Below are 22624 nucleotides of genomic sequence, written 5' to 3' on the forward strand. Positions count from 1 at the left end.
CCGACAACATTAGTTTAAGAATGTAGGATTAGACGTTTTACTTTCATTTCTTCTACTGATTACATTTTTTTTATCCAAGTTATTTAGCGTTTTCATTTGCAAAATAATTTTTGAAAAAAGTTTAAATCTAAATGACAATATAGCTTTTAGAGCAAATCCTAATAGCTTTTTGTTTTCCGATTGAAATGAAAAATGCTCATATGGGTCTGAAGCTTTTAATATAATTCTTCGTTTATAAACCTGTTGTGAGTCTGCATAATAAATATTTTCACTACGGTCTTCTCTATCGTGAAACAACTTTACCGTAGCTAGAATCCCTATTTTAAGTTTATGAAAATGAACTCGTTGCACATAATTATCATCTTCACTATAATGAAAAAAGGAAGGATTAAATCCCCCAACAGTTTCGATACACTTGCGCGATAATAGCCATCCTGCAGCATTTACGAAATTTACTTGATAAACACTTGGTTTTATTTTGTTTAAATAAATATCTGAATACAATCCTTTACATTGAGAAGGAATAATATAATTAGAAAAATTATAATCCAAGCGATCCCCTTTGCCATTCAGATGTATTGGGCTGACAATTCCGTATTCTGGCTCATTTTTTTGTGCAGAAATCAATTTTTCAATTGTATCAAATTCCACCCAAGCATCTTGATTCAATAAAAACACAAAATCTGCATTATTATCATACGCTTTTCGGATTCCTAAATTATTGGCTGCCCCAAAGCCCAAATTAGATGAACTTTGTAGAAGTGTTATTTGTTGATATTTCGATTTTAAAATTTCTTGAAAACCATCAGTAGAATTGTTATCTACAATCAGAATCTCAACTGGAATTGTACTCTGAATCAAACTATCTAAACATTTTTCAATCCATTTTAAAGGATTATATGTAACTATGACAACTGCTGTTTTCATACTAATGCCTCAAGGTAAGATTTTCCCCATTTTTGGCATGGTTCTAAATGATTTCCCTCTGCCCATTCATTCCATGCATTAATAAAGACAAAGGAATCATCCAAGCCTTCAAAATTTTTAGCTGTAGTTTTATTTTTGTACCAATATTTGAACAATTCTGGAGTGCTATCATCAAGCATAATTGCATTTTGCCCATTGCGTCGAGATGAATTATCCCACATTGGTGTGACTCCCGGATATACTCCCTTAGTCACATTTTGAAGATCATATTCTATAAAGCTCTTATAATCAACTCTGAAATCTTTGCTAGCAACTTTACTTTTCAATTTGAATTTTTTACGCAGCTTATTCTCAATTCGTTTTACGAGACTTTGTTTTCTATTTTCAATTTGGGTTCTAAAATTCTTCATCGATCTTGACAAGGGCTGAAATTCAATTATAGCATCAAAATCAAATGTCGACAATCTTTCTTTATCCCATCCAATCCAACGTTCAAAGCATCCCAAATAAAGTTCGATATTTTCTTTTCTTGCTTCTTCTCTAAAAACAGCAATAGTGTTTGCCATATCTGGGAACAAATCAGGTTTGTAGAAAATAAAAAATGGTTTGTTGTTTACACGTATATATCTTTCATCCTTAAAAAAAGACAATAAAAACTTTATATGCTCTCGGTCATCTTCTGTCGAATAATTTTGTTGTAACAAAACATCATCTATACTACCATCCCAAGCTCTGGTCCAATTTTCATTTGCCCAACAAAACATAAAAGGAAAATCTTCTTTGGGATTTTTCATTTTTCTGTCAATTGGTTCGTTCATAATACGTTTGCCGTTAAACCAATAATGGTAATAACAAAATCCATAAACACCATATTGCTTGGCTAATGTTTCCTGAGCTAGACGTGCTTCTTCTAATCGCAAATCATAAAAGCCTAAATCTGCTGGCAAATGAGGCTGATAATGCCCTTTAAATCTTGGCTGTGCCTTAGTTACATTGGTCCATTCTGTGAAGCCTTTTCCCCACCATAAATCATTTTCAGCTATTGGATGAAATTGTGGAAGATGAATAGCTATCGGTTTAACTTTATTCATTATAATACTTTATTAAAAACAGAAGCAACATTATTTATATAAGCACTTTTAGAAAAATAATCTATCGCTAATTTGTATCCTTCTTCTGAGGATTTTTTGTACAAACTTGAATCATTCAACAAATTATTCATTTTAATTATTGCTTCATCAAGAGTATTGTATAGAGATAATTCGTAATTATCATTTAGAATTTCAGATGGCCCCCCACTATTTTTAGCCAATACTGGTATTTTATAACTCATTGCTTCTATTAATGTTCTGCCAAATGCTTCATCTTGAGCGCAACTCATTAACACATCTATTTCTTTATAAATTTCTATATTAGGTACATATCCTAAAAAATTAACACAATCAGTCAATTTATTAGCCTCAATAATTTCCTTCATTTTTAGATAATAATCATGATTTGAAATTGCTCCATAAATATTTAATCTTACGTTTTTATTTTTTTTAAAACATTCTTTAAATACATGTAATGCAAAATCTTGATTCTTTGCAGTCATAATTACACCTACAATTCCAATTGTAATTATATCTTTATTTTTTTCTTTGACATAATCAATATTGTGCTCTAAAACACCATTATAAATAACTTCGGAGTTAATTTTTCTTGAGCCAAACCAATGTTCTCTAAGCAAATGTGTTGTAAAAATTGAAACAGTACTGTTTTTAATTTTATTTATAATTGTGTTCCTAGAAGGAATGTATGAAATATTGAAGTCTTTATCTCCATATTCCCTAATATGCCACACGTGAGGCTTTTTTATTTTTTTCGACAAGTCATAACCGACAGATAAAACAGAAGTATTTGTATAGACTAAATCGGGATCAAAATCTTTTGCGATTAGAAATAATCTTTTTGTTAATACTCTTTTGCTTCTATAATAGTTTACTGTCCGTTTTAAGTGATTTTGAAACGAAGTATAATTAAAATAACCGCATCTTGGCAGATTTAATAATCTATAATTTATCCCTATCCTGTTAAGCTCGTCCACCATTAAGCCATTAGCTGGCACAATTACCAAAAAATCATATTTTGATTTTAGTCCGTCTAAAATAGCAATTAGAGAATGTGATGCTCCATTTAAATATTGTTCATGGGCTAATACTAATATTCTCTGTTTTTTAATCATTTCAATTTTTGCAATTTTTCCATTGTTAAATCGCCATAAAACAATTCTTTATTGGTTTTAATTTTATCTATTTCCCAATTCCACCATTCAATTTTCAGCAATTCATTTATAATTTCTTCAGAGAATCTATACTTCAAAACTTTTGCTGGCGTTCCTCCCACTATCGCATAGGGTGGTACATCGTTTGTTACCACTGCATTTGCAGCGATTACGGCCCCGTCTCCAATTTTAACTCCAGTTAGTATGGTAGAACCTGTCCCAATCCAAACATCATTTCCAATTTCAATAGCTCCCTTAGAAACAGCATCCGAACCATATTTATCATTGAAAACTCTATATTTAATAAAGTAAGTTGTTGTGCAATTTATATCATGATTATGCTCCTGGATATTAGTCCCTCGCGCTATTGAACAAAAATTTCCAATTTTTATTGGATAATCTAAAGCATAAAACTCTGTATTAGGGCCATTAATTGTAGTATTAGACCCAATGATGATTTTACCATCAAATAGCACTTTATTAATTAAGCTCCTTGCACCAATTTTCACATTTCCTCTTAATTCCGAAAATTGTATTTGCGCGCTTTCATCGATTAATTCTATACATTGAATTTTCGACGAAATTATTTTGTTAGTATCCTTTTTAGAAGGCTTACTAATTATAACTTTTTTTAATTTTTTATATAGTCTTTTAAGTACTATCATTTAATTAAAATTTTCAAGAATCAATTTATGAATATCTTTTTTCTCTTCTTTTGAGTCTGATTTATGTTTTAATCCTTGCTTTACTATTTTATCTAAATCATCTTGACATTCTATAAACAAATATTTACCACTCTTAATTTCATTTTCATAAGATATATAACCTTTATCGCCATAAATAATATTTGTTAAATCATAGTATTCTGCTTCGATAGCTGCTCCTGAAAAATTAGTCAAATGATAATCAACAAAATTAAAAAGTTCATGTAATGTTAATGAATTTGCATCTTCAATTTCAATTTGTGCTGTATACTTTGACTTAAGCTTTTCACAAATTTCTTTGTCTTGAAAATAGCGTGGATGTATCCTTAAATAAAGTATCAAATTAGGGTTATTATCTAAATACTCGATTATGTAATCTGGCAAGCCTTGCCCTTGCAAAGTAACTAATATTCTGGTCTTTCCGTCTTCTTTTTTACTCTTTTTAATTTTTAACAAGCTCAAGAAAAGATTACCTCCTACTACATAATTATTTTTTTTCGCACTTACAAAGTTCTTTTCTAGATATTCAGCATCATTTTGTCTCCATACCCAAACTTTTGACGGAAAAAAAATTTTACTTTTTTCTTTAAGAGCCTTCCAGCTACTATAAGCAAAATGATTTGATGTTACTTGACTGTGTTGATATTCTATTGTTTGAATTTTCAATAAGTTTGCTGCTCTTATAATACTCATCATCGTATTATTATAATAACAATACAGAAGAATATTTTTCACATCTACCCTTTTCAAAACGAAATAGAACATCAGAAACTCTGTTTGATTATTTATTATATTCTGTACGAGATAATTATATAATTTAAAATCATCACCATAATTTTGCAATAAAAAATCACAGAGTTCAACTAACTGTAATTTAATTGTATCATCCTTGCTAAAATTATTCTTAACTTGTTTGAGATATATTTTCTTTAAAACTTTTAAATCATAATTCAATAAGCATTGCTCTTTTTTATAATCAAAAACAATGTGTTCAATTTTTAATTTTTGAAAGTAGTAAATAAACGGATCTGTATAAGGGTGGCTACAAATACTTTTTTCTGTCGCACTGCTATGTGCATTAGAACTATCTGTAACAATTAAGGTCTTAACTGATTTTGGCTTTTTGAAATTTTGAATGTAAAATCGTAAGTTATCTTTTAAAGTTGTGTGTGTGTCGATTTCATTAAAAGGCTTGCTTACATCACTTATTTTAAACAGATTAGCATTTTTCAAATGAATTTGATACGAAACTTGAATTTTTATAAGTGGCCACCAATTTATACCACAAAAATTAAATTCGTGATTTTCATAAGCCTTTATAAAAATTTCATGGTCTAACATAGTAATGACAAAATAAGTTCTTCTCCGAAAATAGTTTCTACAAATTCACGAAATGCTCCCTCTCCTCCTTCTTTTGTAGTTACAAAATTCACCTTGACTTTAACATATTCGGGCGCATTTTTTGGTGCGGCGCTAATTCCAACTTTAGTCAACAATTCTATATCCCCTAAATCATCTCCAATGTAGGCTACTTCAGCTAGCGAAATCTTTAATTTTTCACAAATTTCACTAGCAATGGCTACTTTATTTGACACTCCTTGATACAAAAAATCTATTTTCAATTTTTCTGCTCGTCGTTTTACAATTTCGGTATCTTCTCCTGTTATAATTCCAACAGGAATATTTATTTTTTTACAAAATAGAACCCCTGCACTATCTGATGTATTGAACTTTTTCCATTCGTTTCCTGTTTGGTCATAATACATTCCACCATCAGTCCAAACACCATCAATGTCTGTTAAGATTAATTTTGGCAAATTCATTTTGTATCTTTTTAAATTTTCAAGAATAAGATATTACTTTAAAACCTTCTATATTTTTCAATTATTATAGAAGATTATCTTTATAAATTACCTCATTTTCAGCGATATCATTTTTAACTTTTTTACCTAAAATAAAGTCTTTTTCAGTCCACTTAAAACCATCTCCTGGAGAAAGCATATGAATATCAGCTTCAGTAATTATTGTTCCTGATTTTAAACGTTTATTTGTTGCAATTGAACGTTCCAATTTTTCTTTAGCAACTGCGGTTTCAGGAACAATAAAAATATCTTCAATTCCCATTGATTGATCTAAGATTCTAATATCTCTAACCATTCTATAAACACCATCAGGCCCCAAAGAACCTGCTTGATCAGTTCCTTTCATTCTTCGATCAAGTGTAATGTGTTTTTCTATAATCTTCGCTCCCATCGCAACTGCTGCTACTGGAGTAGAAATTCCTATTGTATGATCAGAATAACCAATCACAAAATCTTTATAATTATCCAGTAGATACTTAATGGTATTCAGGTTAACATTTTTGGGTTCAGTAGGATATTGAGAAACACAATGTAGTATTGATAAATCATTATGATATTTTGTTATGACATCAATAGCATCATCTAATTCTTTTTTTCCTGCCATCCCTGTAGAGATAATAATTGGAATTTTAGTTTCCGCTAAAGCTTCCAGTAAGGGCAAATTAGTTAAATCTCTACTTGCAACTTTTAATTTATCAGGGATAAATAATTTCAAAATTGACAAACATCCAACTGCACAAATTGTATCAACAAAATCTAAGCCTTTCGATTTTGCATACTTATATACTTCAAAATGTTCTTCGTCAGAAAGTTCAAGCTTTTCTCGATGTTCTCCATAAGTTTTCCCAAAAGAATGTGGCGAATCATAAATTCTTGCCATCTGAGATTGTGATAATTCTTGCTTCAAATCACGTTTAGTCAATTTTACAGCATCCATTCCTTTCAGCACATTTCCAAAGACCTCATCTTTAATCTCTCTTGATGCTAAATCAATTATTACTTTTGCCAATTCAACAGAGCCATTATGGTTCTGTCCTATTTCGCCTATTATATAAGTCATTTCGAATATTTGTTAATATTTGTAATCATATGCTTTAATAATGATGGATTTTTTTCTACGAAAAAAATCGTTTTCATGATATCTTCATTAAATTCTTTATAATATGTGTATATTTTTTGAAGCATCTCAAAATCAAAAATATCATCAATAGTAAAACGCAAATCATTTCTATCTTTTAAAAAGTTTGGTAATGTTTTAAACTCACATTTAAACCTCTTATCTTCATAAATAAAGTTTGTAACATGCTCTAAATATATAGATTCTGAAGTAATTGAAGCTACATCTTCTAAAGCTTTTAAAGTTACTATCTCGCAAAAAAAGCCAAAGTGTGTTTTAATTACGGGAATATTTTTACCATTTTTGAAACTCCAATAATCAGCCTCAGGATTTTCATTGTGAAATGCAATCAATTCATTTAAAAAGTTTATATCAAGAAAAGGATTATCAGAACAAATCCTAATTATGTTTTGACATTTATAATAATGACCCGCATCTATAAATCTTTTTAAAACGTTTTTTTCATCGCCTCTAAAATAATTTAGATTTCTTTTTTCACAAAATTTTATTATTTCACTATCTCTTTTATTATTCGTAGTACAAACTATTATTGGAATTAAAGGAAAATGCTTTTGAAGCTTTTCTACAATAATATCTAGAATATTCTTATCATTATAAAAAGGCAATAAAACCTTGTTAGGAAGTCTTGTCGAACTAGTTCTTGCTTGTAGAAATATATGTGTCATTCTAGAAAATTAAAATATTAACTCCATTCACTAGGCAGTAAAAAATCTGCTCCGATAGTAATTGTAGGTTTTACAATAAAATGACCAATATTACTTTGTCTCAATATTTTTTTATTTGTGTCTAAATCTGTCACATGTAAATGAATGCTATATTTTCCATACTTTAAATTTAGCCCTTTAACAATAGTAGTCACCTTAATTTTTCCGTCAACCACTTCTCCAACAAAATTCACTGAATCTGAATCTACCTCTGCCAAAAGTTTGTATTCTATATTAAAAAAGCCTAACCTAAAGTTTAATTTTTTTATATTTTCTATCGCTTCTATTTCAAATTCAATTTTTAAATCTTCTCCACTTTTTATTGCGGTTTCAGCAACTTTTTTTGAATTTTCAATAAAGCTAAATTCAGTTAATTTTATGCTTCCATCTCCAATTAATTGCTCATCGCTAGTTTGGAATTTGAAAAAATACTTTTCAACAACTTCGCCCACATTTTTACTATAAAAATCTAATTCCCCTCGTTCTAAAAGCATGGCTTCATTACAAATTGTCGTCACTTGTGCCATTGAATGCGACACAAATATAACAGCAGAATCTGCCAACAAATCTGTAATCTTATTCATGCATTTCACTCTAAAACCCAAATCACCTACCGAAAGTACTTCATCAATAATTAATACATCTGGTTCCATTTGAGCTGCGACAGCAAATCCCAAGCGCACTTTCATTCCGCTACTGTAATTTTGGACAGGCATGTCAATAAATTCCCGGATTTCTGCAAAATCAATGATTTCCTCAACTTTAGAATCAATTTCTGCTTTTGAAAAACCTAAAACTGCACCGTTATTATAAATATTTTCTCGCCCCGTCAAAATAGGATTAAAACCAGCACCAAGTTCAATCAAGGCGCAAACCCTCCCTTTCATGGTCACTTTCCCTTCATCAGGATTGATTAATCCATTTAATATTTTTAACAATGTCGATTTTCCTGCACCGTTGTGTCCGATTAAACCAAGACATTCACCTCGTTTTAATTCGAAATTAATATCCCTAACGGCCCAGAATTCCTTTGGTCGTAATACTTCTGAATTTTCATTTTTATTACCAAAAACATTGGTTGCCAAATCCTTGACGCCATACCAAAGACTCGTTTTTAAATCTTTACAAAACTTTTTCGAAAGATTTTCGACTTTTACTAAAACTTCATTCTCATTCATAATTATGCACTCATACGTTCAACAATTATTGGAATAGAAATTCTGTAAAAGACTAATCCTAAAAAAAATAAAGGAATACAGACAGCAAATACTCCAAAATAATAAACCAAGTATTCTATATGCTGCCCAAACAATAAATTTCTGGTAGTTAACAACAAAGGTGTTAATGGATTTGCTTCCATTAAAGCTTTTAATAATCCCGTTTTGGGAACGACATAAACAACAGGAGTCGCATACATCAAAAAACTAAGTCCCACAGTAATTATTTTTGCAATATCATTATAAAGCATTCCAATTGGGGTTATAAACAACCCAATAGTTGTTCCAAAAAAAATTATTCCTAAAAAAGCGAAAGGAAATAATAAAATAGAAGTATGAAAACCTACACCATACACGATTATAAAAACTAATAATAAAACTATTTTTATAAGACTATTTGAAATGAGTTTGTAAACGCCAGATAAAATTAAAGCTTCTTTAGGAAAATTAATTTTTGAGAGCATTGATCTTGCTCCATTTGTATTTGCCATTGGTGCATTAATCGATTCTACAAGAATTGACCAAAGAAGTGTTCCTGCAAAAACAAAAACAGGGTAAGGAACGCCTGTATCAGATAATTTCACTGTTCCGGATTTGCTTAAAATAATCCAAATTAAGGCTGTCGATAATGGTGTAATAAACGCCCAAAAAATACCTAAAAAAGATTGACGATATTGGGCTTTGATATCACGTATCGCTAATTGTTTTGCTAAGAAACGAGAACTATACATATCTGTAAGACTTTCTCGTAAAAGTTTACCTATTTTTTTTTTGTTTGTTTTTTGGTAAACAGTAGTTTTTAATTCCATTTATACTGATTAAAATAGTATTTTATATTTTGTTCAATAATAGACAAAATGTTTTCATTTTGAAATACAGTTAAATCTTTTTTTACCATAATTTAAACTCAAAAGACTCTTTGTTAATTTAACAAGATTTTTAGTCGCTAATAAATTCCTTAAAATGCAAAAAGGTGTTTTTTTAAGAAACACCTTTTTGTTATTATTTTGAATTTAAACTTAATCTATTGTGAGAAAATTATTTATCTAAAACCTCAAAAGCAGAATTCATACTTTTAAACTCTGGAACAATTTTTTTCATTTTTGCTACAATATCATCGTTGTCATAGAAATCCGCTATACCGATAAGTTCGTCAATATCGTTATGTAAATTTTCATATTCATCTTGAATCTCTTGAGCAATCATAATTTTGTTATGATAAGTTGGCAACGTTTTGGAAGTATCGTTTAATAATTCTTCATAAAGTTTTTCTCCAGGTCGTAAACCAACAATTTTTATTTTGATCTCTTTATCTGGAATAAAGCCGGCAAGTTTGATCATTTTTTTTGCCAAATCTATAATTCTAACGGGTTTGCCCATATCAAAAATATAAATCTCACCTCCGTTACCCATTGCCCCAGCTTCTAACACTAATTGACAAGCCTCAGGAATAGTCATAAAATAACGAATGATATCCTGATGTGTTATGGTTACAGGCCCACCTTCAGCAATTTGCTTTGTAAACAAAGGAACTACTGAACCATTTGACCCTAATACATTTCCAAAACGCGTTGTAATAAATTTTGTATTTACTTCATTATTTTCTCTTTGATTTTTCAAAAACAATGATTGTACATATTTTTCTGCAATGCGTTTGCTTGCTCCCATAACATTACTAGGATTCACAGCTTTGTCTGTAGAGACCATAACAAATTTTTTGACACGATATTTACAAGATAAGTCTGCCAGATTCTTTGTTCCTTTAATGTTTGTCAAAATTGCTTGTGACGGATTTTCTTCCATCAAAGGCACGTGCTTATATGCTGCCGCATGAAAAACAACGTGTGGGCTATAATTTTTGAAAACCTTATCTAATGCTTTTTTGCTTTTTACGTCAGCAATTACGGCTACTATTTTAGTTTCAGAATTCATTGCATAAGTCTCTAAACATAAATTATGTAGAGGAGTTTCTGCATGATCCAAAATAATTACAACTTTAGGATTAAAGCCAAGAACTTGTCTAACGATTTCACTACCGATAGATCCCGCTGCACCCGTAATAAGAATTGTTTTGTCTTTTAACTGTTTCGAAATAGATTTACTATCTAAAACGATAGGTTTTCTTTCTAATAAATCCTCAATCTGAATGTTTTTAACTTTTTGAGAAATTTCCTTTTGATTTTCCCAATCTGAGATAAGCGGAACTGTGTAAACTCTATAATTGAATTCCAAACATTGATCAACAATAATTAATTGCTCATCCTTTGACAAACTTTTATCAGCAATAATAACTCCTTCTGCCGCTACAGATCGCATTAATGCTGGCAATTTTTTACGAAGAATCAAGATTGGCAAATCGAGCATTCTTTTAGATGCATTCTGATTGTTTTTGTCAACAAACCCGACAATTTTAAATCGAGAAGGCGTTTCAAATTTTAATGCATTCGCAACAGAAATTGCGTTTGCATCTGTACCATAAATTACCGTTCTGATCAATTTTGTGTTTGCTTTTTCTGAAAAATACAATTCAAAGGTTTGTTTTACAATCACACGATATAAAAACAAACCACAAAATGACAAAACCAAATTGATGAAAAGAGCGGTATTCAAAAATGCTTTATGTCCGGTATATAATTCAAAAACTAAATTAAAGAACAAAAAGAACACTAAAACTGACATTTGAGAAAACAACAGTTTTATGGCGTCAATATAAGATGAATGCCTAATAATTCCAGAATAGGTTCTAAATAACCAAAAGAAAAATATATTTATAGTTATAAGACTCGAAACAAAATAAAAATCATGTGAAGTAATAATGTACCCTAAAGCTGTACCTTCAAACAACATGTAAGTAAATGTAAACGAAAAAATCAAGACCATTACATCTATTGCAACAATAATCCACCTAGGCAAATAACTAAGGTTATTGATATGTGCCCTTAGATTTCTAGGAGATAATGAATTATGCAAAAAATCGGCTACTTTGGTCTGTTTTTCGGTATTCAATTTCAATGATTTTGATTCTGCAAATTTGTAGGTCTTACAAAAATACAAATTAAACGGTTTAAAAAGTTACTTCTGTAGGATAAATTAAAATTTATGCCCTTTTTTCTTTTGTTTTAAAAATTCCATTAAATAAGCTCCATAACCAGATTTAACTAAAGGAGTTGCCAGTTCTTCTAATTGTTCATCATTGATAAATCCTTGTCTCCAAGCAATTTCTTCAATACAACCAACTTTTAACCCTTGTCTTTCTTCAAGTACTTGAACAAATTGTCCTGCTTGCATTAAACTATTGAAAGTTCCAGTATCCAACCATGCGGTTCCTCTACTTAAAATACCTACCTTCAGTTTCCCTTCTTCAAGATAAACCTTGTTAACATCTGTAATTTCATATTCACCACGTGCACTTGGTTTAATATTTTTTGCGATTTCTACCACTGAATTGTCATAAAAATAAAGCCCCGGAACAGCATAATTAGATTTTGGTTCCAAAGGTTTTTCTTCAATAGAAATAGCATTTTTGTTTTCATCAAACTCAACTACACCATATCTTTCAGGATCAGAAACATGGTAAGCAAAAACAACACCTCCATCTGGATCTGCATTATCTTTTAATAATTGTTGCATATTTGTTCCGAAGAAAATATTATCCCCAAGAACTAAAGCTACTTTATCATTGCCAATAAATTCTTCACCAATAACAAAAGCTTGCGCCAAACCATTAGGATTTGGTTGTTCAGCATAACTAAATTTACAACCAATTGAGCTTCCGTCTCCGAGAAGTTTCTTAAAGTGAGGTAAATCATGAGGAGTTGAAATAATCAATATCTCATTTATTCCCGCCATCATCAAAGTTGACAATGGATAATAAATCATTGGCTTATCATATACGGGCATTAATTGTTTACTAACCGCCAAAGTTAATGGATGCAATCTTGTCCCAGATCCTCCCGCTAATATAATTCCTTTCATACTTCTTATTTTTTTTAGACCCTCTCTTTATTTAAACATTACTTGTAAACTTTCTCTATAATTAGGAATATGCAAATTATAAGTTTCTTTTATTTTCTTTTTATCTAATAATGAAAACTCTGGGCGTTTAGCTGGAGTAGGATATGATGCTGATGGAATTCCGCCAACATTACATTCATATTGTCCAAATTCTTTTATGCTCAACGCAAAATCATACCAACTTATTTCACCTTCATTTGAATAATTATAGATACCCGGAACCCAATTTGAAGATTCTATAATAGAAATCATTGCTTGCGCCAAGTCAGCGGCATAAGTTGGCGAACCAATCTGGTCATTGACCACATTAATTGAATCTCTTTCCTGCATTAATCGTTGCATGGTTTTGACAAAATTGTTTCCAAATTTGCTATATACCCATGATGTTCTAATAATAATAGAATCCGGGTTTTCTTTTATACATGAAATTTCACCTGCTAATTTGCTTTCTCCATATACATTTATCGGCTGTGTAATAGCTTCTTCATTTAACGCCGTAGAAGAAGTTCCATCAAATACATAATCCGTAGAAACATGTATTAGTTTAGCTTTATTTTCAAAGGTATATTTCGCAATTTCTTCAACTGCCAAATGATTAACTGTGAATGCAGTTTCTTTATCACTCTCAGCTTTGTCAACTGCTGTATAAGCTCCACAATTAAAGATTATATCAGGATTAATCTCATTTAATTGCTTTTTAAGCAACTCTATGTTATCCAACGATATTTTGGTACGATCAGCAAACTCCCATTCGAATTGTTTATGGTTTTCGGATAAAACTTTTAATTCTGAACCTAGTTGTCCTGTAGCTCCTGTTACTAAAATTTTCCTCATTAAAACAAACTATTACAATTTTCAATAAATGGAAGGATCTGGTCTTTTTCTGAAACAATTGCATCCTTTAAATCCATTCCCCAATCAATATTTAGAGACGGATCATCATATTTAATTCCGCCTTCAGAAGCTTTGTTATAAAATTGATCACACTTGTACATAACAGATGCTGTCTCGCTAATAACTGAAAAACCATGAGCAAATCCTTGAGGAACTAATAGCTGTTTTTTATTTTCTGCTGATAATAAAACACTAAATGCTTTGCCATAAGTCGGAGAATCTTTTCTTAAATCTACAGCGACATCAATAATTTCTCCTTCTAAAACACGAACTAGTTTTGTTTGAGCAAAAGGTGGGTTTTGATAGTGTAAACCTCTTAAAGTTCCTTTTTTCGAAAAGGATTGATTGTCTTGAACAAAATCAATATTAATTCCCAAATCCTCAAATTTGGTCTTGCTATAAGATTCAAAAAAATAACCTCTTTCGTCTCCAAAAACTGTTGGTTCTACAATTACTAAATCTTTTATAAATGTGTTTTCGATTTTCATATAAGGTATTTTTAATTTTGGAAGAAAATATCCAGAACGTTTTTAATTCTATTTAACTCCTCTGCTGTTGTGTTAGATCCGGAAGGCAGACATAATCCGTTTTGAAATAATTTTTCAGCAACATTTTGTCCATAGTAAGGAAATTTTTCAAAAACAGGCTGTAAATGCATTGGTTTCCAAAGAGGTCTACTTTCAATATTTTCTGCTTCAAATGCTAAACGTAAGTCTTCTCTTGTTCTACCATTTGTTTTTTCAGGGTCAATTACTATTGCCGACAACCAATGATTTGAAAAATAATTTTCATTTGGTTCTATCAAAATATTTACTCCATCAATATCTTTAAAATAATTTGAATAGAATTCATGCATATTTCTTCTCAACTGGATATGAGCATCTAAAACTTCCATTTGTCCTCTTCCAATACCTGCGCAAATATTACTCATTCGATAATTATATCCTACATGACTATGCTGATAATGTGGCGCATTATCTCGAGCTTGTGTTGAAAGAAATACAGCTTTATCTTTTGTTTCTTTATTTTTTGTTACAATGGCACCACCTCCTGAAGTTGTTATGATTTTATTTCCATTAAAAGAAAGCACTCCAATTTCTCCAAATGTTCCACACTTTTGATTTTTATAATAACTACCTAATGCTTCAGCACTATCTTCAAGAATTGGAATATCATATTTTTCTGCCACTTTAGCAACTTCTTCAATATTGTAAGGCATACCGTAAAGATGAACGCCAATTATTGCTTTAGGTTTTTTTCCAATAGAAATTCTTTCAATAATAGCATTTTCTAATGCCTTTGAGCAAAGATTCCAAGTATCAAGCTCGCTATCAATAAATATAGGAGTAGCTCCTAAATACATAATTGGATTTGCTGACGCCGAAAACGTCATACTTTGACAAATAACTTCATCGCCTTCCTTTACACCTAATAAAATTAGCCCCAAATGAATAGCGGCCGTTCCAGAGCTTAATGCTCCGACATGAACATTTTCATTTAAGTATTTTTCTAAATCATCTTCAAAACCATTAACATTTGGACCTAAAGGTGCTACCCAATTTGTATCAAAAGCTTCTTTAACATATTTTTCTTCATTCCCTCCCATGTGAGGAGAAGACAGCCATATTTTTGAATTATTCATTATGTTTATATTTTATTACTCTTCCAGGATTTCCTACAACAACTGCAAAATCAGGAATATCATTTATCACAACAGATCCAGCACCTATAGTAACCCATTTACCAATTTTCACACCTTGTATTAAACAAGCTCCGATTCCTACATGTGTTCCTTCTCCAATCATGACATTCCCAGCCAAAGATGAATTTGGAGAAATATGACAATAGTTACTTATTTCACAATCATGTTCTATTATTGCTCCTGTATTAATGATACAATGCTTCCCTATTTTTACGCTAGCATTTATTATTGCGCCAGCCATAACTACTGAACCAACATTTACTTCGCTGGTCTCAGAAATTATTGCTCTATTATGTATTGCTTTAAAAAAACTAGCATTAATTTTAGTTGATATTTCCTTTCTAATTTTATTATCACCTATTGAAATTAAAATCTCGTCCGAAGGAGAAATTATCTTTTCACGAGTTTCAAATACTGGCACATCAGCAATAAAGTCAAATTTAGGATTATCATCGAGAATCCCTAATACGCTAATGTTATTATTTTTTAATATATCTAAAACGACCTTACAATGACCGCTTGCTCCATATAAAAATTTAGTTTTTTCCATTAAATTTTTCTGTCGTTACGGCATTAGCCGAATTAATTCCTTCACTTTTAATCACTTTTATAAAAGTTTTAAAAATTACTTTAAGGTCTAAAATAAATGACATATTATCAACATACCACGTATCAAATTCAAACTTTTGTCCCCAAGAAATCGCATTTCTACCATTTATTTGTGCCCAACCTGTTATTCCTGGTCGAACTAAATGTCTTTTTTTTTGCTCATTATTATATAAAGGTAAATACTCTGGCAATAAAGGTCTGGGACCTATCAAACTCATGTCTCCTTTTAAAACATTAATCAATTGCGGTATTTCATCAAGTGAAGTACTTCTGACAAATTTTCCAATTTTAGTCAATCTTTTTTCATCCGATAATAATTCTCCCGACAAATCCTTTTTATCATTCATTGTCTTAAATTTAATAATCTTGAAAATTTTTTCATTTTTACCTGGACGTAATTGGCAAAAAAAAGGTTTACCATCATTAGCAAAAAACAACCAAATTATAACAATAATTATTAATGGACTTAATAATAACAATCCAAAGAATGAAAAAATAAAATCAATTAATCTTTTAAAATAAAGACTATACATCTTGTACAAGTTTATTATATTCTTCTAAAATCAAACTCCAAACTTTTTTTTGTTCATATCTCGCAACAATCATTTGCCTAGCATTTTTTTTCATTTTTTCTCTTAAAAAATCATCTTTAATCATTTTTTGCATGGCTAAATAAATATGCTCACTATCTTTAACTGGTATAATTAATCCATTAGTCTCATTCTCTATAATTTCATTACAGCCGTTAATGTTACTAACAATTGAAGGAAGTCCCATTGCTCCTGCTTGCATCACTACATTTGGAAAACCTTCTCGATAACTAGGAAAAATTAAAACATCTGCAATTGCAAAAAAAGAACGCACATCGTTTTGAAAACCTACAGAAAGTATATTATCGTTAGAATTTATTTTCTCTAAAGTTTCAGAAAATAACGGATCCAAATCAGACTCCAACGATCCTACCAGTAACAATTTAACATTTTTATTTTCTTCGCTAAGTTTATCAAAGCTTTTGATTAACTCATTAATCCCTTTGTCACCAACTAATCGTCCCACAAAAATAAAAACAAAGTCTTCGCTATTAACATTTAAGTTTTTTCGAATTTTTTCTTTCTCCTCATTTAAAAACAAAGCAGGATCAAAGTAATTTGTATTTATTCCATTAGAACTTCCATTTCCTACAACAGATAATTTATCTTGCTTTGTGAAATTATTTGCTAAAATAAAATCATATAAGCCTTTTGAATTTGGGTATACTTTTGTGGCACAACTATATGTTAGTTTTTCTACAGCTTGTAACAGTTTTCTTTTGTTACCTTGTGTTTCCATAAGTGGTAAACCTGCCACTGTATGTATTCGGTGTGGAACCCTTGCAAGCTTTGCAGCAAGCATCCCAACAATACCTGCTTTTGGGGTATGTGAGTGAACTATTAGGGGTTTTTCTTTTTTTAAAATTTTATATAACTCCCATAATGATTTAAGATCTGCAAAAGGAGAAATTGCTCTAGTCATGTGAACAGGCAAAACTCTAATGCCTTCATTATCTCGAACTTCATGAAGTTCTTTACCTTCTGCAGAAATTCCTATTACTTCAAAATAGTCTGACATAAAATGATGCTGACCTTTTAATAAAACCTTTAAGGAAATAGGAACTGTAGTTATACGAACCAGTTTAGCTTTACTATTCATAAGTATATTTATACCATTTCTGAAAACAATAGAATGTCCATACTCTAAAAGTATTATCGTTTTTGCCCTCTAAATGATTATTTACCAAATTAGAAATTGTTTCATAGCAGAAAATATTTTGTTTTTCTATAAATCCCTTATCGATATAAGAACATAATTCTTTTTTTAAATTTGATCTCAACCAATTACCAACAGGAACACCAAACCCTTTCTTTGATTTATTAAGAAAATCTTTTGGAAAATACTCCTTAAATGATTCTTTCAAAATATGCTTTTTATCCCATCTATTTATCAGAAATTCTTGTGGCAAATGATTTGCAAAATTCCATAATTCCTTATTCAGGAATGGGGCTCGGCATTCTAAAGAAGTTAGCATGCTAGTTCTATCAACCTTTACTAACATATCACCTTCCAGACTTATAATTTTATCAATATTGCGAAAATCATTTAATGTCTTATTATTTCCTTTAATTATATTTTTATAATACAATAAAGGGTTTTCGGTATAAGCATTTAAATTTAGAATTTCCTTTATTTCATTTTCGTGGAATCCCAATGAAATAATATTATAATAAAAGTCGCCTTCATAATTTATCGATTTTAGTAATTTATTTATTTGAAATCTTTTACCTCTTTTATCACTTTTTATTTGTAATAAATTTTCTAATATTTTAGAAAAATTTGAATGTAAAGATTTGGGAATTATACTAGTATATTTTTCGTTTAATTCCCCAATATGATATTTATTATAACCGCCAAAAATTTCGTCGCCACCATCTCCAGTTAATGCAACTGTAACATGTTTTTTAGTTTTTTCAGATACTAAATAGCTTGCAAGGGCTGAAGAATCTGCAAAGGGTTCATCAAAATTTAAAATAATTTGATCAATATTATTAGTTAAATCTTTCTCAGAAATAATAAATTCATGATGATTACTATTTATAAGATTTGCAACTGTTCTTGATTTTTCGCTTTCATCAAAAGATTTTTCATCAAACCCAATTGAAAAAGTTTCTATTTTGGTACTTGATTGCTGTGCTAAACACAAAGAAATTATTGAGGAATCTACACCTCCTGATAAAAATGTACCTAATGACACATCTGCAATTGATCTAGATGATACGCTTTCCTGAACCATATCGTGAGTCATTTTTTTTGCCTCCGATTTTGAAATTTTTGGATATGTTCTAAATTTTTGTGCTATTTCATGAATTTGAAAAACAAAATCATTACAATTAAATTCTATATAATGGTTTGCTTCTAATTTGTGAATATTTTCATAAATAGTATATGGAGCAGGAATATATGTTAATGTAAAAAATAAATTTAAACTTAATTTATTAATAGCTGGTTTTGCTGGTAATGCTTTAATAATTGACTTTAATTCTGATCCCCAGATAAAATTATCCTTGTTTTGAGTATAATACAATGGCTTTTCTCCAAAAAAATCTCTCGCAATTAAAACGCTGTTTAATGTTTTATCATAAATACTGAATGCGAACATTCCATCCAACTCACCAAAGGAATCCTTCCCATAAAATTCATACATTTTTAAAACGACTTCAGTATCTGAATTTGTTTTAAAAACAGCTCCATTACAAATCAATTTATTTCGCAGTTCAATATAATTATATATTTCTCCATTAAATACAATAGTTATACTTTCATCATGATTTGATATTGGCTGCTTACCAGTGCCAAGATCGATAATCGACAATCTGCGCATTGCCATGAAAATGCGATTTTCATAATTAAAAAATCCGTCTTCATCAGGTCCTCTATGAATAATTAAATCATTCATATTTGACAACACATTTGCTAAGTCATTATTTTGACTCGAACTTATAATTCCATTAATCCCACACATACAAAAACTAAAATTTTACACTCATAATAAAGAATTCTTTCAATCTCATACTAATATTATAAAACCTCAATATCTTAAGTTTTTCAAACAAAGAAGTTTTATCAGAAGTAATTTCAAGATATGCTTTAAGTAGATCATTATTTACATATTTTTCATTCGATAACGATTCTATAAGTTTTCTGTCTTGAATTTGAAAAAAAACAAATCTACTAGGTGAAAAAATATTTTTAAGTTTCGTCATTAAATTTGAGCTTCCTACTAAATTTGAAGAATGTTGACGGTAATACATTAGTGGGGAGTTTAAATAAAATCTTCTTCCAGCTATCTCTGCACAAAGATGTGTGTATCTATCATGCAAATATACATTGTTGATAAATGGGTAAATTTCTCTCATTAAAGCCTTGTTTAAAAGAGCAGAAGCACCTTGAACATAAAATTTAAACAAAGACTTTTCTAAACCATACTTTAAAGCTTTAGTTCCTTTAAAGCGACCTCTAATCTCTAAATTTTCATTAGTTATATAACAATCAGAGTGAACTAAAATTGGCATTTGTTTACCTAAATCTAATTCTCTCTTCTGCATTTCTCTCATTAGAATTTCGATCTTGTCATCAAACCAAACATCATCCTGATCACAATACATTATGTAATCAGCATCACTAATTCCAAGCAAAAAATTAATGTTCGCAACGAGCCCTAAATTTCCATTTTCATCATTAACGACAATTATCCTACTATCAGCTTTAGCTAAACTGTCAATTATATCTTTTGATTGGTCTGTACTGCCATCATCTCTTACGAGGATGCTAATATTTTTATGTGTTTGCCTTAGTAAAGATTTTATCTGTTCTTCTAAAAACTTTTCTCCATTATATATTGGCAACAATATGTCAACTTTATCCATTTTTAATAATATTTACATATCTATTACCCCATACTTGATATGAATAATAATTTTCGATTCTGTCTCTTCCTGATTTTCCAAATTGTTCTCTTAAATTTCTATTAACAATAAGTGTTTCTAATTTATTATACCAATCTTCATCATTATTAACGATAAATCCATTAATATCATCTTCTACAATTTCTTCATTAGCAGGCACTGAAGTTGCAACTACAGGAAGACCAGATGCCATGTACTGTATAAGCTTGAAACCGCATTTTCCATTTTCCCACATTGTCCTTGTCAATGGCATTATTCCAATATCAGCACTCAATAACTCTTCAGCCTCTGTAGTAGAGTCCCAAGATACAAGTTCAAGCTCAACTTTTTCAATATTGATGTTCGCGCCTATTATCTTCAATTTTATTGTATATTTTTCTGCTAGCTTTTCCAATGCAGATGCAACTAATTGAAGATATTTTGCGGTACTAGGAGAACCAATCCAAACGATTGTTAAAATATCAACTTCATTATATTGCTTTGGTTTTGCATATTTTTCCAAATCTACAACTGTTGGTAGATATCTTAAATTATCACCTTTAAGCTCTTCAAAATACCAGTGGTTTCCAACGGTAACTAACTTTGCTTTTGCAACTAGATTTTGTATTTTATTCTCGAAGAAAAAGCTTTTGATTTTATTTTCTTTATATGAAGTTGCGACATAATCATCAAAATCTAATGCATACAATTTAGATTTAAGCAGATAAGCCTCTACAAAATATGGCACATTAGGAAACAATTCTTTTTCAATTATAATTAAATCATATTCTTTTAAATTAAACAATAAAAAAAATATTCTTTTAAAAACTGAAAATAGACTTTTAACTAATGCTTTTACTTTTTGCTTTTTATACAGACTATAAACATAATCATTCGAAAGTAATGGTTTAAAACAACAGCTAATTCCGGCTTCCTCAAAATACGGTTGATAATTGTAAAACCTATATCTTGACGACGGTCCTGCATCACCATATTTTGTCAAAAATAAAACTTTCATAATTTATTAAATTTGAAAATATTAATAAGGGAATCAAACAAATGATTACTAGTGAAAGTTTTATTTATTACATCAAAATATTCAAAATTATTAACCATTAAAAACTGTATGTAATAAAGAATTAGATTACAAAAAACTACAGACCCAATAATTAATTCTGCGGTAAAAAAAAATTTTCTTTTAATAAAAACATAAGCAATTATTGACATATAGATAATTGCAATAATATGTATATTTTGATTAATTCTTGAAAAATCACGTATAAAATACTGAAACAATATTAAAAAGTTCGAAAACTGAATAAGGTCAATAAATAGATCAATATTCTTGGCATATTTCTCCTCTAAATTTGAAAAATATACTGCCGAATACTTTTTGTGAAAATATATAATCCCATTATTAATAATAAAAAAAGGAAAAAATAATACAATTGTACCAGCAAAAGTACCTACAATATCTAACTCCGCATAAATAAGTAATTTTGGATCAATAAAATTCAACAGTGGATTTACGATGCTTTTAGGTATAAATAATAGTAAAAATGTACCTACCGTAATAATAACATTGCATTTGAATTGATTCTTAAAAAATTGGAATTTTCTTAACAACAAAAATAAAATCATCATTACCATTGAAAGATGACATAAAATGGCAATTATAATTAGGCTGTAAAAAACCCATTTCCTTTTATTAAAAAATTGAAGCGAAAATAAAAAGAAGGTAAATCCAAGAAAAAACCTAATCTGAGTTATATCTGGAAAAAATGGTATGAAATAAAAATTCAATAAAACAAAAACAGGAAGGGGACTATACTTATATATTGAAAATATAAATAGCGAAAAAGTTAATAACGAAAACATTATTTGATAACCTTCAAAACTCAACCCCATATTTTTACAAGTTTCCATTATAAAAAATATAAAAGGTTCTACTGCAAGTTTTATATAATCCTGATCAAGATCCTGAAAATGAATCTTGTAATTATCCAGATCTGGAGAAAATGAATTAAATCCTAACAGTATAAAAAAGAATAATCCTGCAAAGGTCACCATTAGTATTTTTAATACACGACTCTTACTGAGATAAAATTCTAA

22 protein-coding genes are annotated in these 22624 nt (G+C 29.7%); all 22 read right to left on the reverse strand.

The features are described 5' to 3' along the window. Positions 1 to 9: 9 nt before the first annotated feature. Positions 10 to 927: a glycosyltransferase family 2 protein gene (locus tag AAYQ19_RS14820; RefSeq protein ID WP_343537272.1), complete on the reverse strand. Its 918-nt coding sequence runs from the start codon at positions 925 to 927 to the stop codon at positions 10 to 12. Continuing rightward, positions 924 to 2018, reverse strand: coding sequence for a glycosyltransferase WbsX family protein (locus tag AAYQ19_RS14825; RefSeq protein WP_343537273.1), 1095 nt, complete (start codon positions 2016 to 2018; stop codon positions 924 to 926). The genes AAYQ19_RS14820 and AAYQ19_RS14825 overlap by 4 nt, the downstream gene beginning before the upstream one ends. Next, on the reverse strand, positions 2018 to 3151 hold the full coding sequence (locus AAYQ19_RS14830; protein WP_343537275.1) for a glycosyltransferase family 4 protein: 1134 nt from the start codon (positions 3149 to 3151) through the stop codon (positions 2018 to 2020). The genes AAYQ19_RS14825 and AAYQ19_RS14830 overlap by 1 nt, the downstream gene beginning before the upstream one ends. Next, positions 3148 to 3855: a CatB-related O-acetyltransferase gene (locus AAYQ19_RS22045; protein ID WP_445709697.1), complete on the reverse strand. Its 708-nt coding sequence runs from the start codon at positions 3853 to 3855 to the stop codon at positions 3148 to 3150. The genes AAYQ19_RS14830 and AAYQ19_RS22045 overlap by 4 nt, the downstream gene beginning before the upstream one ends. Next, positions 3856 to 5235: a hypothetical protein gene (locus AAYQ19_RS14840; RefSeq protein ID WP_343537277.1), complete on the reverse strand. Its 1380-nt coding sequence runs from the start codon at positions 5233 to 5235 to the stop codon at positions 3856 to 3858. Beyond that, positions 5229 to 5717 carry a 3-deoxy-D-glycero-D-galacto-nonulopyranosonate 9-phosphatase gene (locus AAYQ19_RS14845; protein ID WP_343537278.1) on the reverse strand — a complete coding sequence of 163 codons (489 nt, stop codon included), beginning with the start codon at positions 5715 to 5717 and terminating at the stop codon, positions 5229 to 5231. Before AAYQ19_RS14845 ends, AAYQ19_RS14840 begins: the two co-directional genes overlap by 7 nt. A gap of 64 nt (positions 5718 to 5781) precedes the next feature. Next, a complete protein-coding gene (locus AAYQ19_RS14850) occupies positions 5782 to 6816 on the reverse strand; it encodes an N-acetylneuraminate synthase family protein (protein WP_343537279.1) in 1035 nt (344 codons plus the stop codon). Beyond that, positions 6813 to 7559, reverse strand: coding sequence for a cytidylyltransferase domain-containing protein (locus tag AAYQ19_RS14855; RefSeq protein WP_343537280.1), 747 nt, complete (start codon positions 7557 to 7559; stop codon positions 6813 to 6815). Before AAYQ19_RS14855 ends, AAYQ19_RS14850 begins: the two co-directional genes overlap by 4 nt. A 17-nt stretch (positions 7560 to 7576) precedes the next feature. Then, positions 7577 to 8776, reverse strand: a complete 1200-nt coding sequence (locus AAYQ19_RS14860; RefSeq protein ID WP_343537281.1) for an ABC transporter ATP-binding protein — start codon at positions 8774 to 8776, stop codon at positions 7577 to 7579. A 2-nt stretch (positions 8777 to 8778) separates the two neighbouring features. Beyond that, positions 8779 to 9624, reverse strand: coding sequence for an ABC transporter permease (locus tag AAYQ19_RS14865; protein WP_343537283.1), 846 nt, complete (start codon positions 9622 to 9624; stop codon positions 8779 to 8781). Positions 9625 to 9853: 229 nt separating this feature from the next. After that, a complete protein-coding gene (locus tag AAYQ19_RS14870) occupies positions 9854 to 11821 on the reverse strand; it encodes a polysaccharide biosynthesis protein (RefSeq protein ID WP_343537285.1) in 1968 nt (655 codons plus the stop codon). A gap of 84 nt (positions 11822 to 11905) precedes the next feature. Continuing rightward, positions 11906 to 12790 carry a glucose-1-phosphate thymidylyltransferase RfbA gene (gene rfbA / locus AAYQ19_RS14875; protein ID WP_343537286.1) on the reverse strand — a complete coding sequence of 295 codons (885 nt, stop codon included), beginning with the start codon at positions 12788 to 12790 and terminating at the stop codon, positions 11906 to 11908. A gap of 27 nt (positions 12791 to 12817) precedes the next feature. Further along, complete coding sequence (gene rfbD / locus AAYQ19_RS14880; RefSeq protein ID WP_343537287.1) at positions 12818 to 13663, reverse strand: dTDP-4-dehydrorhamnose reductase; 846 nt, start codon at positions 13661 to 13663, stop codon at positions 12818 to 12820. Next, positions 13663 to 14211, reverse strand: a complete 549-nt coding sequence (gene rfbC, locus AAYQ19_RS14885) for a dTDP-4-dehydrorhamnose 3,5-epimerase (RefSeq protein WP_343537289.1) — start codon at positions 14209 to 14211, stop codon at positions 13663 to 13665. The genes rfbD and rfbC overlap by 1 nt, the downstream gene beginning before the upstream one ends. A gap of 11 nt (positions 14212 to 14222) precedes the next feature. Continuing rightward, positions 14223 to 15365 (reverse strand): DegT/DnrJ/EryC1/StrS family aminotransferase, encoded by a 1143-nt coding sequence (locus AAYQ19_RS14890; RefSeq protein ID WP_343537291.1) that lies wholly within the window; start codon positions 15363 to 15365, stop codon positions 14223 to 14225. Beyond that, entirely contained in the window at positions 15358 to 15975 is a 618-nt protein-coding gene (locus AAYQ19_RS14895) for an acetyltransferase (RefSeq protein WP_343537293.1), read from the reverse strand. The genes AAYQ19_RS14890 and AAYQ19_RS14895 overlap by 8 nt, the downstream gene beginning before the upstream one ends. After that, positions 15962 to 16567: a sugar transferase gene (locus AAYQ19_RS14900; RefSeq protein ID WP_343537294.1), complete on the reverse strand. Its 606-nt coding sequence runs from the start codon at positions 16565 to 16567 to the stop codon at positions 15962 to 15964. The genes AAYQ19_RS14895 and AAYQ19_RS14900 overlap by 14 nt, the downstream gene beginning before the upstream one ends. Further along, positions 16560 to 17723, reverse strand: a complete 1164-nt coding sequence (locus AAYQ19_RS14905) for a glycosyltransferase family 4 protein (RefSeq protein WP_343537295.1) — start codon at positions 17721 to 17723, stop codon at positions 16560 to 16562. The genes AAYQ19_RS14900 and AAYQ19_RS14905 overlap by 8 nt, the downstream gene beginning before the upstream one ends. Then, positions 17716 to 19590, reverse strand: coding sequence for an asparagine synthase (glutamine-hydrolyzing) (gene asnB, locus AAYQ19_RS14910; protein ID WP_343537296.1), 1875 nt, complete (start codon positions 19588 to 19590; stop codon positions 17716 to 17718). The genes AAYQ19_RS14905 and asnB overlap by 8 nt, the downstream gene beginning before the upstream one ends. Before the next feature lie 7 nt (positions 19591 to 19597). Further along, entirely contained in the window at positions 19598 to 20494 is an 897-nt protein-coding gene (locus tag AAYQ19_RS14915; RefSeq protein WP_343537297.1) for a glycosyltransferase family 2 protein, read from the reverse strand. Then, positions 20487 to 21530 carry a glycosyltransferase family 4 protein gene (locus tag AAYQ19_RS14920; RefSeq protein WP_343537299.1) on the reverse strand — a complete coding sequence of 348 codons (1044 nt, stop codon included), beginning with the start codon at positions 21528 to 21530 and terminating at the stop codon, positions 20487 to 20489. Before AAYQ19_RS14920 ends, AAYQ19_RS14915 begins: the two co-directional genes overlap by 8 nt. After that, entirely contained in the window at positions 21527 to 22582 is a 1056-nt protein-coding gene (locus tag AAYQ19_RS14925; RefSeq protein ID WP_343537301.1) for an EpsG family protein, read from the reverse strand. Before AAYQ19_RS14925 ends, AAYQ19_RS14920 begins: the two co-directional genes overlap by 4 nt. Positions 22583 to 22624: the final 42 nt, after the last annotated feature.

It is taken from the genome of Flavobacterium mesophilum (assembly GCF_039581405.1).
Classification (GTDB): Bacteria; Bacteroidota; Bacteroidia; order Flavobacteriales; family Flavobacteriaceae; genus Flavobacterium.